This window comes from Burkholderia sp. 9120 (assembly GCF_000745015.1).
Classification (GTDB): Bacteria; Pseudomonadota; Gammaproteobacteria; order Burkholderiales; family Burkholderiaceae; genus Paraburkholderia.
This window is the reverse complement of sequence record NZ_JQNA01000002.1, coordinates 3,315,936-3,332,596: the sequence shown is the minus strand read 5'-3', so window position 1 is coordinate 3,332,596 and position 16,661 is coordinate 3,315,936. Positions and strand designations below refer to the sequence as shown.

Annotated in this window: 18 protein-coding genes; 7 read left to right on the top strand and 11 right to left on the bottom strand. The window is 60.3% G+C overall.

The window, feature by feature from the left end; translation table 11 throughout:
- Positions 1-9: 9 nt before the first annotated feature.
- The 5 genes from FA94_RS23145 to FA94_RS23125 all read right to left on the bottom strand — a co-directional run bounded on the left by FA94_RS23145 (position 10) and on the right by FA94_RS23125 (position 4,137).
- Complete coding sequence (locus tag FA94_RS23145; protein WP_051980674.1) at positions 10-489, bottom strand: Rv1443c family protein; 480 nt, start codon at positions 487-489, stop codon at positions 10-12.
- Positions 490-532: 43 nt separating this feature from the next.
- Positions 533-970 carry a GNAT family N-acetyltransferase gene (locus FA94_RS23140; protein ID WP_035555601.1) on the bottom strand — a complete coding sequence of 146 codons (438 nt, stop codon included), beginning with the start codon at positions 968-970 and terminating at the stop codon, positions 533-535.
- Positions 971-974: 4 nt separating this feature from the next.
- Positions 975-1,961 carry an alpha/beta fold hydrolase gene (locus FA94_RS23135; protein ID WP_051980673.1) on the bottom strand — a complete coding sequence of 329 codons (987 nt, stop codon included), beginning with the start codon at positions 1,959-1,961 and terminating at the stop codon, positions 975-977.
- Between the two features lie 133 nt (positions 1,962-2,094).
- Complete coding sequence (locus FA94_RS23130; protein WP_035555598.1) at positions 2,095-2,652, bottom strand: TetR/AcrR family transcriptional regulator; 558 nt, start codon at positions 2,650-2,652, stop codon at positions 2,095-2,097.
- 132 nt (positions 2,653-2,784) lie between these two features.
- Positions 2,785-4,137: a carotenoid oxygenase family protein gene (locus tag FA94_RS23125; protein ID WP_231585010.1), complete on the bottom strand. Its 1,353-nt coding sequence runs from the start codon at positions 4,135-4,137 to the stop codon at positions 2,785-2,787.
- Positions 4,138-4,288: 151 nt separating this feature from the next.
- On the opposite strand from FA94_RS23125, the gene FA94_RS23120 reads away from it, so the two are divergent.
- The gene (locus FA94_RS23120; RefSeq protein ID WP_035555595.1) at positions 4,289-5,050 is read left to right on the top strand and encodes an IclR family transcriptional regulator; all 762 of its coding nucleotides are present in this window, start codon (positions 4,289-4,291) and stop codon (positions 5,048-5,050) included.
- 69 nt (positions 5,051-5,119) lie between these two features.
- Here the strand turns inward: FA94_RS23120 and FA94_RS23115 are convergent, their stop codons facing one another.
- The 3 genes from FA94_RS23115 to FA94_RS23105 form a co-directional block, all read right to left on the bottom strand.
- Positions 5,120-6,679, bottom strand: coding sequence for a methyl-accepting chemotaxis protein (locus tag FA94_RS23115; protein WP_035555592.1), 1,560 nt, complete (start codon positions 6,677-6,679; stop codon positions 5,120-5,122).
- Between the two features lie 214 nt (positions 6,680-6,893).
- On the bottom strand, positions 6,894-7,637 hold the full coding sequence (locus tag FA94_RS23110) for an SDR family NAD(P)-dependent oxidoreductase (RefSeq protein WP_035555588.1): 744 nt from the start codon (positions 7,635-7,637) through the stop codon (positions 6,894-6,896).
- A gap of 62 nt (positions 7,638-7,699) precedes the next feature.
- Positions 7,700-8,959 carry an MFS transporter gene (locus tag FA94_RS23105; RefSeq protein WP_035555585.1) on the bottom strand — a complete coding sequence of 420 codons (1,260 nt, stop codon included), beginning with the start codon at positions 8,957-8,959 and terminating at the stop codon, positions 7,700-7,702.
- 261 nt (positions 8,960-9,220) lie between these two features.
- On the opposite strand from FA94_RS23105, the gene FA94_RS23100 reads away from it, so the two are divergent.
- Positions 9,221-9,616 (top strand): response regulator, encoded by a 396-nt coding sequence (locus FA94_RS23100; protein WP_035555582.1) that lies wholly within the window; start codon positions 9,221-9,223, stop codon positions 9,614-9,616.
- Positions 9,617-9,877: 261 nt separating this feature from the next.
- Positions 9,878-10,222 (top strand): fucose-binding lectin II, encoded by a 345-nt coding sequence (locus FA94_RS23095; RefSeq protein WP_035555579.1) that lies wholly within the window; start codon positions 9,878-9,880, stop codon positions 10,220-10,222.
- 138 nt (positions 10,223-10,360) lie between these two features.
- Here the strand turns inward: FA94_RS23095 and FA94_RS23090 are convergent, their stop codons facing one another.
- The gene (locus tag FA94_RS23090) at positions 10,361-12,028 is read right to left on the bottom strand and encodes an ankyrin repeat domain-containing protein (protein WP_035555576.1); all 1,668 of its coding nucleotides are present in this window, start codon (positions 12,026-12,028) and stop codon (positions 10,361-10,363) included.
- A gap of 307 nt (positions 12,029-12,335) precedes the next feature.
- On the opposite strand from FA94_RS23090, the gene FA94_RS23085 reads away from it, so the two are divergent.
- Together FA94_RS23085 and FA94_RS23080 are read left to right on the top strand one after the other, a co-directional pair.
- The gene (locus tag FA94_RS23085; RefSeq protein ID WP_035555573.1) at positions 12,336-13,058 is read left to right on the top strand and encodes a helix-turn-helix transcriptional regulator; all 723 of its coding nucleotides are present in this window, start codon (positions 12,336-12,338) and stop codon (positions 13,056-13,058) included.
- A 32-nt stretch (positions 13,059-13,090) separates the two neighbouring features.
- Positions 13,091-13,459, top strand: a complete 369-nt coding sequence (locus FA94_RS23080; protein ID WP_035555571.1) for a VOC family protein — start codon at positions 13,091-13,093, stop codon at positions 13,457-13,459.
- A 40-nt stretch (positions 13,460-13,499) separates the two neighbouring features.
- On the opposite strand, the gene FA94_RS23075 is transcribed toward FA94_RS23080, so the two are convergent.
- Positions 13,500-14,069, bottom strand: coding sequence for a nucleotidyltransferase family protein (locus FA94_RS23075; protein WP_035555569.1), 570 nt, complete (start codon positions 14,067-14,069; stop codon positions 13,500-13,502).
- A gap of 276 nt (positions 14,070-14,345) precedes the next feature.
- On the opposite strand from FA94_RS23075, the gene FA94_RS23070 reads away from it, so the two are divergent.
- A complete protein-coding gene (locus FA94_RS23070) occupies positions 14,346-14,792 on the top strand; it encodes a hypothetical protein (RefSeq protein WP_035555566.1) in 447 nt (148 codons plus the stop codon).
- A 22-nt stretch (positions 14,793-14,814) separates the two neighbouring features.
- Here the strand turns inward: FA94_RS23070 and FA94_RS23065 are convergent, their stop codons facing one another.
- Positions 14,815-15,228 carry a hypothetical protein gene (locus tag FA94_RS23065; protein WP_156126694.1) on the bottom strand — a complete coding sequence of 138 codons (414 nt, stop codon included), beginning with the start codon at positions 15,226-15,228 and terminating at the stop codon, positions 14,815-14,817.
- Between the two features lie 614 nt (positions 15,229-15,842).
- Between FA94_RS23065 and FA94_RS23055 the strand changes: the two genes are divergently transcribed.
- Positions 15,843-16,571 carry a Type 1 glutamine amidotransferase-like domain-containing protein gene (locus FA94_RS23055; RefSeq protein ID WP_035555558.1) on the top strand — a complete coding sequence of 243 codons (729 nt, stop codon included), beginning with the start codon at positions 15,843-15,845 and terminating at the stop codon, positions 16,569-16,571.
- Positions 16,572-16,661: the final 90 nt, after the last annotated feature.

Below are 16,661 nucleotides of genomic sequence, written 5' to 3'. Positions count from 1 at the left end.
CGAAACGCCTTATTTCGTAGCCCAACGAACGAGCCGCGCATGGCGATGCCGGAACAGAAACTTGAGCACGCCGAGCATGCCGCGCCGCCACATCGGTATTTTTGCGCCGGGCCAACGCAATTCGAAGGTCAAGCGGTCATGCACCTCGCACCCTCCGCTTGCGTCGCGAACAGTCCGTTCATGTACCCATGTGCGGATACCCAGCATGCGCGACGTTTCCTTGAACCGGTAGTCCGGTTCGACGTCCACTTCGGCTAGCGTCAGGTCGTCGAAGTCCACCGGGAGCCAACCGAACGCGAGCAACCAGCTTCGGCCAAGGTACTGACCGCGCGGTAACTGCTCGATCGTCTTGCCACGCAATGCGAACGGCGTGGTCATGCGCAACCAGGGGAACAATTCGTCGTTGATGCCTGCCGGTGTCGTCACGCGGCGCCACACGTCGAGTGCGCTGAGTGGCAGCGTCGACTTCTGTTCGAACGTCAATTTCATTTTATTTGTTTGGCAATGGCGTTAGACGAGATCAGGGCGGCAACTACCGCGAAATAAGCTTTCTCATCGACGGTGCGAGATGCAGCGCAAAGTTCTGCCGCTCATAGAACGGAACCGCATCCGGATGCGCGTCGAGAAACACGGCCGTCATTTCGCGTGCCTGTGCATCGGCTTCGGCATAGTCCATCAACGCGCGGCCGGCGCCGCTGCCTCGTACGCTGGCGTCGACGACCAGGTCGTCGATATGCAAGTGAGCACCGCGTGCGAGCGTATGAACCGGCCGCATGCCCATGACGCCGATCAGCACGTCCCCTTCAAATGCGCCGACGAGTTCATAACCGGTGTGCGCCTGGCGGCGTGCCCGTTGCAGGAACTCCGCCTCATCCAGTGCGCGCAACTGGACAATGATGGGAAACGCGCGCGGCCATTCAGTCGGGGTAAGGCGTCGGACATTGACTCGGGTGCGGCCACTTGCGGTCATAGCTTCAATCCATTCCATTTGAAGAGTCCCTATTCTTGCATAAGGCGTCCAGTCCGAAAAACGCGGCAAGCTCGTCGGCAACGATTTGCGGTTGCTCTTCGGGAAGAAAGTGGCCGCAGTGGCTAATCGTGCAACCCTGAACGTCGACGAAAAACTCGCGCAACGGCGTCGCCATGTCGGCAATAGATCCTTGATCGGAACCGAGCGCTAACAAAGGCGTCGGCAGCTTGCCGTTTGCGCTCAACTCGCCGTTCTGCCGCGCGGAGAGCGATGCGGTGCGATAGTAAGCCAGCCCCGCCCGCAGGCCGCCGTCTTTTACGAAAATACGCAGATACTCGTCGAGGTCCGCGTCGGAAAACGCATCCGGATTCGCGGTCTTTCGACGCAGAAACCAGTCCAGATATTCCCGCTCGCGACCCGCAATCAGCGTCTCAGGCAAATCAGGAATCGTGTGAAACGAAAAATGCCAGGTACGCCACGCGCGGTCCGGTGCGGTGGGGAGTGCAGCGGGCAAGGTGATGCCCGGAATGCCCGCATCCAGCAACGCGAGCCTATGAATTTCACTGCCGAATAGCGCCGCATACGGATAAGCGACCCATGCGCCCACATCGTGAGCGGCGAGCGAGTACTGGCTAATGCCGAGTTGCTGAAGAAAACGATGAACCTGCTGGGCCAGTGTCTGCGTGTCATAGCCGTCTGTCGGTCGATCGGAATCGCCCTGCCCAGGAAGATCCAGTGCAACGATCTGGGAGACCGGCGCGAGCAGCGACATCACTTTGCGCCACGCGAACCAGCTCTCGGGAAAGCCTGCCAGCAGCACGACGACATCGCCGTTCGGCTTGCCACCTCGCACATAATGAAGCCGGACGCCATTGACCGTCTCGTACCGATGCTCGAATCCGGCTAAGCCGGCAACCGGTCTCGACGGCGGCGCCGCATTGACGAGTTTTGGGCTGACCGGTAAAGCCGCAAATGAATCCGTTGTCGACATGGGAACTCCCTGATTTTCGCTGTGCGGAAAGCTTTCCGATCAGTGCTTGATGAAGAAAAATAGTTAGGAAATATTCACTTCCTAAATAGCAAAAAAAAACCGCCCGGCATCTGAAGGAGGCAGTCAGCTTGTACTAACTCAACAGGCGCATCGCCTGATCGGCGGCGGCCATCATTTGCGCGCGGGTTCGCCCCGCTTTGCCCACGATTCTGAATCCTTGCGTCACACTCAGCAGCAAGCGCGCGGTGGATGCAACCTCAACGGCCGAAGGAATCGAGCCGTCTTTGTGACCTGACCGGATCAGATCCGCCAACAGCTTTTCCGTACGCTGCAAGGCGGCGGTGATACGACCGGCCACCTCACTATCGAAGGTCGCAAGGTCGGTGGCACTGCCCACGACCAGACACCCGCGCTCGCCTTCGACTCCGTGAGCCGACTCGGCATAGAAATGTAGGACCGCGAGCACCTTGTCACGGCCGGACCCCGCCGCATTGATCGAACGTTGCAAGCTCGCCTGACGAATCTCAGTGTAGCGCTCGAATGCGGCAAGAAACACCGCGCGCTTATCGGCAAACGCCTTGTAGATACTGCCCGCCGTCAGGTTCATCGCGGCGCCCAGCTCGCCGAGCGACGTCGCGTGGAATCCCCGTTCGCGGAAGATCCTGATGGCGCCGTCTAGCGCCATGTCCATATCGAATTCACGAGGACGGCCAGGACTACGGGGGGCTCTCGGTGCATGAGTGTGAGTCGTCATGGCGGCAGTATAGGAAATGAATATTTCCAAATCAAGCGATTTCTCAAACCCCACGGCCTGACAACCGGCCTAACCGTTCCCCGGCAGCCATGCTCCGTGAAACCCCGCGGGAATTCGCCTCGGCAGTCGCACGGTCGCGATCGGATCGCCGTCTATTTGCCGGCCATCGAGAATCACCACGTCGGTCGTATTGCTCGCCTGCCGGTAGACACATACAAGCAGCCAGCCGTCATCTTCACTCGTCGCTCCGGGACGCGGCACGAATACGGGCTCGCTGTTCTGATCCCCTTCCGGCACTGCGTAGCGTTGCTGCGAGCCACGTTCCAGGTCATAACACACGACGCCACGCATTTCCGTATTGGTCGGTTGCTCGACCGCGTATAGAAACCGATAGGGCTGACCGGTCCGCGTTTCGTTGATGCGGGGCAGTTCGATGCCCGTATCGTCGAGCGGCGTTTCGAGCACCGTACCGCGATCGAGATCGATCACGTAACGCCACAGCACGCCGAGCGGGTTGTCTAGAAAACCCGCTCCGCTAGTCGATAACCGCAGGAACTCGGAGTACCGGACAACATCCAGAACGACAGTGGTTGCGCCCACATCGTAAGCATTCACCACGTGCAGGATCATGCACGACGTCACGTCGAACCAGCGCATCGCGCCACCATGACGCGGCATCGCACCGATCCGCGCCTGCCGATCGTCATGCCAGCGCAAAGGCATGCGATAACCGCGCGACAGCATCGAAAAGTCGTACGCGACGTTGAGGTCGAACAGGATGCTCCGCGTCGCGGTGATCGCCATGTCGTGCATCATCGAAGGAGACCGGGACGGCAATTCGATTTCCATCTCGACTGTCGTGTTGCCGTGCGCATCGCTCACGCCGTAGCGCAGCCACGGTTTTTCCCAACCGGCGCGAAACGTCATCAGTTCGCCGGTTCGTGGATCGACCTTGGGATGCGCGGTCATGCCTTGCACGAGGCCCGGATGACAGCGGGCCGCGCCGAGCGTATCAAGGCCCGCCGTGATGGCCAGCGGCGCGCCGCCTTCCGCGAGCGCCAGGATTTCGCCGGCATGAACGAGCACGTTAACGTTCGGATTCGTGTCGAGCATCGGCGACACGTCCGCGAAATCCTGCGCCTGCGCCCAACGCCTGGTGCGTGCCCAGCGATTGCAATAGCGCACGGCACGCCCCTGCTGAAACGAAATGGCATGCAGCATCGCGGCTTCCGGCCACCACGACAACACGTCGTTCCCCGCAAAGCGCCCGCTCAGCGGATTGGGGCCGTTGCGCACCAGCACGCCGTTGAGTTCCAGCGGCAGCGTTCCTATAACGGGCAAGTCGATGAGATCGACTTCGTCGACAACCGGCGCCGTTGCGCCGGCGTTCAGATCGAAACTCAAGCGTGAATTTGTCGCCACATTGACCTCGGAAATGAGCAATGCGTGATTTATACCCGGATAAATATAGACAGTCAATTACATCCGGGTAAAATTAGAACCACGTCTCACCGCCTTGACGCCGCCCGTCCCGCCTTCTAGCATGGTCCGCTCTACAGAACGATCTTCTCCCATGCAAAACGAAGACTCAGAAAAAGGTGGCGGCGTCGCGGCGCTCGATCGCGCGTTCGCGATACTCGGCGCGTTCGAGTCGGGCGAGAAAGGCGTATCGCTCGCGGACCTGGCGCGCCGCACCGGCTACTACAAGAGCACGTTGTTGCGCCTGCTCGGCGCGCTCGATCATGGCGGCTTCGTGCGCAAGCTCGAAGATGGGCGCTATTCGATTGGCCCCGAACCGTTACGGCTCGCGCAGATCTATCAGGAGTCGTTTCATGTCCGCCACGTCGTCGAGCCGCTGCTTCAGCAACTCGCAATCGATTCGGGCGAAACGTCGTCGTTTTATGTGCGTCAGGGCAGCCACCGGATCGTGCTGCATCGTGTCGAACCGGCGCGTGCGGTACGTGTATCGATTCGCGAAGGCGAGCGCTTTCCGATCGATCGCGGCGCGTCGGGCAAAGTGCTGCTTGCGTTTTCCAAGCCCTACAAGAAGGGTTTCGACGACGTGCGGGATCGGATGTGGGCGGTGTCGTACGGCGAGCGCGATCCGGACACCGCGTCGATTTCGGTGCCGGTGCTTGCGTTGGGAGGAGAGCTGGTCGGCGCGCTGACCGTGTCGGGACCGCGGGAACGGATCGGCGCCGTGGAGTCGATGCGTGCCTCCTGCAAGCTATTACTGAGCGCTTCGGCCCGCGCGAGCGCGGCGCTCGGCGGCGATTCGTCGATGTTTGCCCAGAGCCTCAAGCTCGCGGATCAGAACGATTTCGTGGCGCCGTAGCGATCGGCAGTTGCAGCTAGTTGCCGGCAAGCCCCTGTCGGCGACTACCCGCAACTACCCGCTTGGGCTTCACGCCGTCGCGCCTTCCAGGCGGAACACGTTGACCACATCGCGCAGCATCTGCGCCTGTTCCTGCATCGACTGCGCGGCGGCTGCGGCCTGCTCGACCATCGCGGCATTCTGCTGGGTCGTCTCGTCCATCTGCGCAATCGCAACGTTGACCTGCTCGATGCCGCGGCTCTGCTCTTCGGACGCCGCCGAAATCTCGCTGATGATATCGGTCACGCGCTTCACGGCATCGACCAGCGAATGCATCGTGCCGCCCGCTTTCTCGACGAGCGCCTTGCCGTCGTTGACGCGTTCCACCGAGTCCTCGATCAGGCTCTTGATCTCTTTCGCCGCGTCGGAACTGCGGCGCGCGAGATTGCGCACTTCGCCCGCCACCACCGCGAAACCGCGCCCTTCTTCGCCCGCGCGCGCCGCCTCGACGGCCGCATTCAACGCGAGAATATTGGTCTGAAACGCGATGCTTTCGATCACCGCGATGATGTCGACCACACGCGCCGAACTCGTCGCGATGTTCTGCATGTTCGCGACGACCTCCTGCACGACATGACCGCCGTCGCCGGCCAGCTTCGACGCGTTGCGCGCCATCTGGTTGGCCTGCACGGCGTTGTCGGCGTTCTGCTTCACGGTCGCGGTGAGTTGCTCCATGCTGGCCGCGGTTTCGCCCAACGAAGACGCCTGCTGTTCCGTACGCGCCGACAGGTCGAGATTGCCCGCGGCGATTTCCTCGGCCGCGACCGTAATCGTTTCGGTGCCGCCGCGAATACGCCGGATCGTATCGGCGAGACGATGTTGCATGCGCTGCATCGCGAACAGCATGCTTTGCTGATCTTCCTTGCCGATCGAAACCGTGCGCGACAGATCGCCGTCGGCGATGGTTTCCGCCACCTGCGCCGCGTAGGCCGGTTCACCGCCAAGACTGCGCTTCACATTGCGAATGATCAGCACCAGCGCGATCGTGCTGAAGCTGCCGGTCACGAGAATGGTGAGCAGATAACCCAGCAGCGCGTTGCGAAACGCCGTGTTGATGTCGTCCACGTAGACGCCTGAAATCAGATACCAGTCCCACGGCTCGAAGCGTTTGACGAAGCTGATCTTCGGCACGTGCTCCGTTTTGCCCGGCAACCGCGCCATATAGTCGACGAAACCTTGCCCCTGAGCCTGAGCGACTTTGACCATGTCGACGAACAGCAGCTTGCCGTCGGTATCCGCGTAATGGGTCACGTCCTTGTTGCGCAGATCCGCGAGCGTCGGATGCATGATGACGACCGGCGTCGCCGTCGTGATGATCATGTAGCCGTTGCCCGGATAGCGCATCACCGACAGGCGCGCCATGGCCTGCTGTTTCGCCTGATCCAGCGTGAGTTCGTGCTGGTCGGCCAGCCTGGCGTAATCGGCCACGATGCCGTACGCGGATTCGACGACGTTCTGCACCGCCGCCTTGCGATCCGACAACATGGTGCTGCGCGATTGCCACGCCGCCCAACCGCCTAGAAGCAGCAGGCCGAGCCACGTGATCAATAAGGCCAGCCACAGTTTCGTATTCAAGCTAAGTCGATTCACGCGGTTTTCTCCGTCGCCTGCTAGCGCGAGGTCATTCCCCCGCGCCAAGCTCAACCTCGCTGGCATCGCGCGGAATGCGTCGACCGGCAGAGGGTTGTCGCTGTATAACGGCATCAACGCGCATAACCTGAATCAGGAAATGCCTGAAATTACGGCCTATTTCGCGGTATCGCTCGCTATCGGCAAGCTTTCGGAAAACGCGCCCTCAAACTCACTATGTGAGATTCAACCCACCGTCTGAGAGCAGAATCTCGCCCGTCAGGTAGTCCGAGGCCACCAGCATGGCGACGGCCTGGGCGATATCGTCGGGGCTGGCGGCTCGACGCATGGGCGAGCGTTCCTTCCAGAGTTGTTGCGCCTGTGTCCAGTCGGCGGTCAGCGGCGTATCGACGAGACCCGGCGCGACCGCGTTCACGCGAATCTCCGGTCCCAGCGACAGCGCGAGCAGGCGGGTCATGTGGTTCAACGCGGCCTTGCTCGCGGCATACGGAATCGAGGCGCCCTTGGGACGCACGCCGGCATGGGAACTCACGTTCACCACGCTGCCGGCGCGGCCGCGCTGAGCCGCCGCGCGCAGTGCCGACTCCGCCTCGGCTACCAGCCGGAACGGCGCCACAACGTTGACTTCGTGCAGTTCCTGCCAGATGGCGGGCGTCGCGGCGGCCAGGTCCGCGTGCGGAATCACGCGGCTAATCCCCGCGTTGTTCACCAGGACGTCGAGCTGTCCCCAGGCGTCGATGGCTTCGCGAACGAGCCTCACCCTGTCGGCGTCGTCGGCAAGATCAGCCTGGACGTAGAGGGCGGATTCGAGTTCGTTCGCGAGAGCCTGCCCCGCTTCCGCCGAACTGCGCGAATGCACGACCACGGAGAAACCGTCTTGCGAAAGCCGTCGGGCAATGGCGGCGCCGATACCGGAGGTCGAGCCGGTGACAAGCGCAACGGGGCGTGGCGTTTTCATAGGAATCCGGTAGTTGGTGTAAAGCTTTTCGCATGCGTCGACAAGCTGGCTATCCTCTCACATCACGCAGCCCGGCTGCGCATCCACTGATTGAGGCCCGCACACAACACGAGCAGCGAAGCGGTCACGAAAAATACCGGTTGCAGGCCAATGTGCGCGCCAATACTTCCGCCGATCAACGGCCCAACAACTTGCCCGGTGAATTGCGCCGACTGCAGATAGCCCAAGGTCGTGCCGGAGCTTTGTTCGTCGACCGAATGGCGCACCAGTTTCGCGATGGAAGGCAACAGGCCGGCGATCGTCATGCCCATGATTCCGCGCAGCGCGGCCAATTGCCACCAGTGCGTAACGAACGCTTGCGGCAACATCACCAGCGCCGTGGCGATCAGGCAGCCAATAATCACGTTCCAGCTACCAACCCGGTCCGCGAGCGCCCCAAGCCGCGAAGCGGTCAGCATGCTGCCGAACGCCGAGCACGCCATCACGATGCCGGCCACGCGCGCGAGATCCGCATGCGGCACGCCCAAGCCGCCGATATACACCGTGATGATCGGTTCGATGGACATATTGGCAAGCAGCACCATCATCGCCGTAACGAGCAGCGCGGGAATCACCGCGCGATTCGGCTTCACACCAGACTGTTCTTTCGCGACCGGCTTTGCTTTTGCGTCGACGGCGCTGTTGAAATTTTCGCGCACCAGCAAGATCGTCGCGACGGCCGCCACGGCGATCATCGCGCCGCCGACGAAGAACGTGCCGCGAATTCCCACCCACGTCGGCAGAAAGCCGCCCACCAGCGGCCCGATCAGATTGCCGGCCAACGCACCGGTCGACAGCACGCCGAGCGCCCAGCCGGCACGCTCGCGCGGCACCTGGGTTCCGATCATGACGATCGATGCCGACGCGTAGCCGCCGATCAACCCGGCCGCGAGACGCAACACGACGAGCTCGGTCACGTTGTGAGCGAGGCCGATCAACGACATCACGACCGCCATGCCGATCGCCGCACGCACGAGCATCGGCTTGCGGCCATAGCGACCGGCGAGACGCCCCCAAAGCGGCGCGGTGACGGCCGTGCCGAAAAACGTCGCGCCGAATGCCACGCCCGACCACTGTACGATCGCGCCCGGCGAATGGATGCCGAGCTGCTCCACGTACAACGGCAGAAACGGCAGCAGCATGCTCAGGCTCACCAGCGTCGTGAACGACCCAAACACGCAGACCGCCAGGTTACGTTGCCAGTAGGCGCCGTTGCGCGCCGCGTAACTATGCGGATCCGAATGCAGCGACGCTGCGTTGAGGGCGTTGGCAGGAATGGACATGACGTATTTCCTCGAATTTGCCGGGATGCGCGAGCGGTGTGTCGGTCGAAGCCGGCCGCCTGCGGTGTTCCCAATGCCTGAAGCATACGCACGACTACCCATCTAAAAAAATGAATTAATCTGATCGAAATGATCCTTTTTTAGGATATTTTGATGGCCGCGCTGCGGCATAAAAATCGGCAACGTCGATCGGCGCAGGCGCCGAACTTCCGGCGCTTAAAACTGACCAATTAGGAGGTCAGAGATGGAGAAGAGTTCGGTATGGCAAGTGTTCTGCTGGTAGATGACGATCTGGAAGCGTTGGCCGCATGGAGCGCCTGCTGCGCCGCCGACGGATATGAAGTCACGATGGCAAGCAACGGCCAGTTGGCGTTGGCCCAGTTCATCGATTTCCCTGTCGATATCGTGGTGGCGGACTGGCGCATGCCGGTCATGTCGGGCAGCGAACTGTGTCACCAGTTGCGCACGCTGCCGGACATACCCGACGTCGCATTCATCCTCGTTTCCGGCGAGCCGAGTCCGCCCGCCTTCGTCAGCTATGACGGTTTCCTGCGTAAGCCAGTGGAGGGTCCCCTGCTGCTCGCCACCATGCGACGGCTGATCGCCGACCACGCGTCTCATCGACAGTCGCCATCCGGCAGAGACAAGCCGACCTGAAATGCAGGCGGCTTCACAAGCATCTTCAATGCCCGCTTCGGCTGCATCGACAGGAATCCCGGCAATGTGACAGTGCCGCGGACCTGCTCACCTTGATAGCTACGTGACCCAGGCAACGTGTCTACATTACGTCGGCGACAGCGTGATTCCGCGATCTCCACGCTGTGACGGTCTTCGATCCGCGCGCCCGTTCGAGCCTGAATGACGCTTCCGATGTCGGCTCGCGTAATGTGGGAAACGCTCCCTTTCCTGGAGAAACACATGGCTCAGCAAGGCGTATTCAACCTCCCTGCAAACATCCGTTTTGGTGTGACGGGTTTCGCTAATTCGTCCAATGTTCAAACGATCCAGGTCTTCGTTGACAACGAGGTCCGCGCTACGTTCAACGGTCAAAGCACCGACAACAAGGTCATCGGCACGCAAGTGCTCAATTCGGGCCACGGCGCCGTGCAGATCAAGGTGTCGGTCAACGGCCGGCAGTCGGACCTCGTGTCGGTTCAGACAACGCTCACGAACAAGTTGAATTTCGCGCTGGTCGGCTCGGAAGATGGTAGCGACGGCGACTACAACGACGGCATCGCCGTGCTCAACTGGCCGATCGGCTAAGCTGCGCAGCGGTAGTGACGACACGCGGCGCTGGCCGATGCTTTGCGGCATGGCCAGCGCCGCCGTCGTGCTAAACGATGGCGATTGCTACGGCGTGGTTGGCAAAGAGCGAGTCGCGTCAGTTCGATTCAGCTCGATTCAGCTCGCTTCGGAAGTCGCGCCGCTGTCGCCCAGCAAGACTTCCGTCACCGCTTCGGAAAACCGCCTCACCCGACCTTCAATGATGAGCCGCTCCGGATCCGCCGGATCCTGCTCCACAGGTGGAAGGCCATGAACCTTCAGCGCGCGAGCACAGCCGATCCAATCCGGATTGTCCGAGCCGCCCGGCTCGCCGAGCGAAGCCCAGGACAGCGTGCCGAGCACGTCGTCGCCATAGCCGTGGCGCTCACGCCAGTTCGCGCCGTGCGCGAGCAGAAAGGCAGTCAGCTCCGCGTCGCCATGAAAGACGGCGTGGTTGAGCGCCGTTGCGTCCCAGTCTCCTCCACGCGCGGCAATCGGCCAACCGAGTTCGACCATGACCTTGACCGCGGCGCTCGATCCCCATGCCGCGGCGTCGGGCATTAACCGGAGCTGGTCGTCCGACAGCGAGCCCGGCAACCCCGGATAGTGAGCCTGAATCCGTCGCGCCTCGGTCGCGTCGGCGCGGCCACAGGCGGCGATGAAGTCGTCATCCGCGGTGAGGTCTTCCTGCACGCCATGGGCGCGCAGCAACTCGGTGACCTCCGGTAGACCCACTTGCGTCGCCAGTCGGTAAGCACTGATGCCGGCGCCCGTTCGCGCCGTCGCATCGGCGCCCGCCGTCAGCAACGCGGCAATATGTCCGCGTGATCGGCGCACCGCGATCGCACGCAGCAGCGGAGTTCGCCAGGTGTGCGTCACGCCCGGTCCGGCCGGCTCGTTGGCGTCGCCGCCGTGAGCCAGCAGCAGTTCGAGCGCGGCCGGTTCCGGCATGTCGAGCGCGCGCCACACGGCATTCGTGCCGGCGACACGCGCGCCATGCTGCAGCAGCAGACGCGTGCAGTCGGGATTTTCAAGCGAGTGATAGAGCGATTCACCATCATTGGGATCGGCGCCGGCCGTGAGAAGCATCTCGGTGAGAACCGGATCGCGGAGCACGCCGGCCGCGCCGTAGAGGGCGGATAAAGGTTCCGTGTCGTCAGGCGTTGCGAGGGAAGCCGGTGGCAAGCGATTGCCGATACGCTGGTTTGGATTAGCCCCAGTGCGCAAGAAATAAAGTGCACATTCGCGTAGTGCTGCGGCGAATTCCGGCAGCCGTCCCAGGCATGAGTGGGTCACCGCGACGAGCGGCGGAAGGTTGAGCGCGCCGCCCGCGCGGTTGATCCAATCGGGATCGGCGGTTATCGTCCGCGAGATCACGTCGAGACGTCCCATTGCGCAGGCCGCGTAGGGGTCGCTGGTGAGAAGGTCGGCGTGGTCCCGTAAGAGTTGGGCGGCAACGCGTGGCCGTGCCGCGTCGTAGCTGCCGGTTACGTCGCCGCCATAGGTCAGCCTCAGCCAGCGGCGGTTCAGCATGGCCTGTTCGTGATGCGCGAAAGCGCTGGCCTCGACATACGCGGCGAGATCCGCCCAGGAAGAAAAACCGTACTCGCGCGCGATGCAGGACTGCGCATCGTGCAGGCGAAGTTGAAGCGCCAGCACTTCTTTCTCAGTGCGGCGCGCGGCGGCGGGAAGATGAAGGACGAAGCGTTCGACTGCGGTGGCGTTGCCGTTGCGGTAGAGGCGCAACAGCTCTTTCGCCTGCTTCTTCAAATGGTCGAGATTGGCCTTGGGAGGCAACTTGTTCATGACGGATCCTCGTGCATTTGATGGCCGAAGGTCCGCAATACCGCCAGCACAAAGGATGGTGAGATAGTTGAAGCGCTCCTACAGGTGGGTTCAACCCTTTCCGCGGACCCGGAAGCGGCCTGCACCGCTAACCGCGATGCTATGCGATGGGGTGTGACGGCGTCAACCAGGAGGGATTAGGTGAGCTCGACAGCGCCGCATAGATCGTCAACAATCCGATATCCGCTGAACAACGCCTATTGCATTCGGTTCGCAGTAACCGACTGCTGGCGTCGATCTGCTTGTGTGTCGATATCAGGATCAACGTATGACCCGCTCCGAACGTCTCCTTCACCTCTTGCAAGTGTTGCGGCGCTATCGACGCCCCGTGAGCGCCCAGGTATTGGCCGATGAACTCGGTGTGAGCATCCGCACGCTGTATCGGGACATCGCCAGTTTGCAAGCGCAAGGCGCGATGATCGAAGGGGAACCGGGCGTGGGCTATGTGATGAAACCAAGTTTCATGCTGCCGCCCATGATGTTCAGTTCAGAGGAACTCGACGCGCTGGTTCTTGGCATGCGCTGGGTCGCGGATCGCGGCGACAAGACGTTGTCGGCCGGCGCGCTGAGCACACTGGCGAAGGTTGCTGCCGTACTGCCCATGGAACTGCGTCGCGAGTTGGAAGAGTCATCGCTGCTAGTGGGCGCGCCGTTGAAAAGACCTGCCCACAACGTTTCCACGGATCTTCTACGTGCCGCAGTCCGCGCAGAGCAAAAGCTCAATATCACTTACGTGGATGGCAGCGACACTCACTCGCAGCGTGTAGTTTGGCCCTTTGCACTGGTCTATTTCGACCAGGCCCGCGTGCTAATGTGCTGGTGCGAGCTTCGGGCAGACTTTCGGAATTTCCGCTCGGACCGGATCTCGGCCGTTGAGCAAATCGAAGAGCGTTACCCGAAAAGACGATCGACGCTGCTGCGCGAGTGGCGAAAGGCCAACGATGTAGCAAGCCGCACCATACTGCCAGAATCTGACAGTGTCGGCCTTTAAGCTGAGGCTCCTTTCTTAGCCAGGAGCTCACCATGAAGTTCGCCTCTGTTCGTGTCGTCACCCAGAATCTCGATGGGCTAATCGAGTTTTATCAAATGCTTTCCGGTATCGAAGCCGCACGGCCGGCCGATGGATTTGCCGAAATGCGATTCGACGGCGCGGTGCTTGCGATTTCGTCCGAGCTTCTGATCCAGCGCTTTAATGCCGGTGCGGCCATTGCGGCTGCGAATCAGTCGGCGATTCTGGAGTTCGAAGTGGCGGACGTCGACGCGGTGTTCGAACGGATGAATGCGTTGGGGACACCCGTCGTGATGCCGACGACGATGATGCCGTGGGGAAATCGCTCGCTTCTATTGCGTGACCCGGATGGGAATCTCGTCAATGTGTTTTCCCGGCCTTAAGTGTTGGGGCCGCCTCGACTGCGGTGATTTTAGCTGATACCTACCAGGAGTCTCGCAACAGATGCGGCCACTCGCGCAGCCAACGCTCGGTTTTCTCGGCGTACACATCAGGTATGGGCAGTAGCCTGTTCGGCTTCAAGCGTCCTTCAAAAAGGTCTCGCAAACCAAAGGGCGAGTAAATCTCGTGGCCCTCTTCGCGGCGTCGGATACCCACTGCAACCGTCGCACAGGGAAATCGATCGATCCCATCCGACGCACGGCTTACGGCACCAAACGGAACGCCAAATTTGGTCTGGTACCAGACCGGTACGCGGGCCTGGTTGCGAACTTGTACTTCGACGGGGATATCCGCAAACAGGCGCCGGGCTTTTTCAATCACGGCGTCTTCCGCCTCCCATGACGTATCTGGGTCGTAGTAGAAAAGATCGTAGTCCCGGATGCCCGCGTGAACGTCACGACCGGAAGCCAGATTCCATATCGACTGTGCGATGCAACCGGCGGTTAACCACCAATCCGAAAAACCAAGCTGTGATGCTCGATCCAGAATCAGCTTGTTCCATTGATTCCGTTGTGCGAGTTGTACAAGATCGTGCTCCAAGGTTTGGCTCATTTGGTGGTGGGTTTCTGGGCTTACACCTCGCTACGCCACGCTGCTCGCGTGTCGTCAAAGGCGTTAGTGCGATCGGACTGGCAGGTTTTCTTCTCGGTACGCTTCTCTTTCTCAGTTTCTCTGCGACATGTACCGGCTCGGCCTGAATGCCGTGACGACTGGGTTCGTCGCCCAGGCCGGTCGTCATTCGTCTCCGTTCGGCCAAGAGCGGCCGGTCGACATCGTTGGCCGGATCGCTCACAATCCAGATTCCGTACATTCTGGAGGAGCCAATCAATGAGTACGGCTAGCCCGTTCCGGGCAATCACTGACCGCGCATCGCTGGAAGGTACTGCCTATGTCGAAGTGATGGCAGGCGCCTACTCAAATCGATGCTGGAATGATGGCTCGCTGTTCTTCGAGGAAGAGGTGTTTGGGTATATCGAACCGACGATCGAAAAATACACACCGACTTACGATCACTATGCTTTCACTCAGATTTGGATGCCTGACTGGGAGAAGATAATCAATGCCCTCACGGACATCCGAAGTGGGCTGGAAGTCGAGACCCTCCGACCGGCCATGCTCGAGCGTATCGGCTTCCTCTTCACCGATTCAAAAAATAGATTTGCTGAGAATCTGAACGAGAATTGTGTCGCGCTCGGTGCGCTGATATCGCAAATTGAGACGTGGACCACTGACAGTCAGTACGACTATAAGTGCATCACGATTCTCGGCCTGTAGATCCCACTTCGGCCAGGAACAGTCATCCGGCGCCGTTTTCTAATTCGTGGACAATTTTCGCTATCATCGGCCGCGTGTATTTCTCGACCGGGTCCTCTCCGGTTCGACCAACTTCGCCGGCGTCGAAGGCTAAATAGACTTCGTTAAAGAACCTGGGCCAAGCGTCTTCTCCGTGCGAGGCAAAATCGTCATACACGAAGCCGACAACAGCGATCGCTACCGCGTCACAAAACCAGAAGGGAAGTCGGCCCTCGTGAAACCCAACTGCCAGCTGCCGAGCTAACGCGTTGTATGCTTCACGCCTCGTCGATCCAACAATCTCGGTCCAATGTTCGAGGTCGTGTACCGAAAGCAACGACGCTGGACCTGTCTGGTCGTAGCGAGACTGCAAGCGCCTTATGAAGTCTGCTCGCAAATCTTGTGGAACCGGGTTCATGCGGGCGGCTTTTGTTTGTAGTGGACGACAAAGTATAAGCGACCATACGACAGCTTTTTAACGGCCGCTATCGGGCGAATCGAAAGTCCCTTCAGGGTCGATTTATGCCGATCGCATATTTGTGACGATTGGTGCTCCATCGAGGTCTGTGTCGGACCGGGGTCGGCCAGGAAGGGACAATCGACCTGGGCCGCAAAATCGTCGACAATCGCGGGGACCCGTCTGCCCTGGCTAAATAACGATGAAAGTATCGAGAGATTTCGGAATCGTTGTCCAACGGGCTGCGCTCGCGGCCAAGAATGTAGACCTATCGACGGTTATGGCCGAATTCAATTTTGGGACGTACTTTGACGAATCCAATAGTCTGATATCGCTTGGTCCGTTTTTCGGAGGCGATGCAGCCGACGAGTGCATGAGGTCATTGGAAAATCTTGGTCTGACATACATCGACGATTTTTTTATCTTCGAGGGGTTTGTGCCCGACTGGTGTTCGTTCGAAGTATTTTGACGCGCGCCCCGACGAGGAGCTTCCGAAGGCGGGCAAGAGCGGCCAATCGACTTTGGCTCGTAGATCGTCAACGATGCGAGCACCTTTCCATAGGAAGCGAGGATAAATGCGGCGGATTCTTGCAATTGGTGGCGGCGGATTTACGACCGAAAAGGAGCCGTCGCCCATCGACGCCTACATATACGAGTTGTTGGGAAAGTCTCGCCCGCGAATCTGTTTTATTCCAACTCCGAGCGGAGATAACGCCGGGCAGATCGACAAGTTCCATGCCGCCTATGGAGCTCTAGGCTTCGAAACGTCAAATCTCTCGTTCTTCAACGGATGGGGTTCCAACGTAATTCCGTACACCGACTATAAGCAACGGCTTCTGAGTCAAGACGCAATATTCGTTGGTGGTGGACATCTCCGGTCGGCGCTGGCGGTTTGGCGCGAGTGGAGTTTGGATGGCACTCTTTCGGAAGCGTGGGACCAGGGCATTCTCCTCGCCGGTATGAGCGCAGGCGCTATGTGTTGGTTTGAGACGGGCTTAGGTGGGCCGTTCGAACAGGGGAATTACGGCTTGCAGCGGGGCCTAGGCCTGATTCAAGGAGCTTGCGCAGCCCATTACAGCAACATAAATATTCCAGAGCGACGCATTAATTTTCTATCGGAAATGCGTCTTGGAAGGATGCCACCGACCCTGGCTATCGACGATCGCGCTGCTGTGCTGTTTGCGGATCGAGAGGTCGAGAGGACGGTCTCTTGGGCGGCCGGTTCGACCGCTTATCGAGTCGAAAAGATTGATGATGAAATTCTTGAGACGCCATTAGCCGCTGTTCAATTACGGGCCATCTGAGGCCCATGATGCATCGGCGCAGTGTGCCAAACCCGCGAACTAGAGGTCTGGCGCCGGATGGCGTGAACCGCCGTTCAGGGGTGACATGGC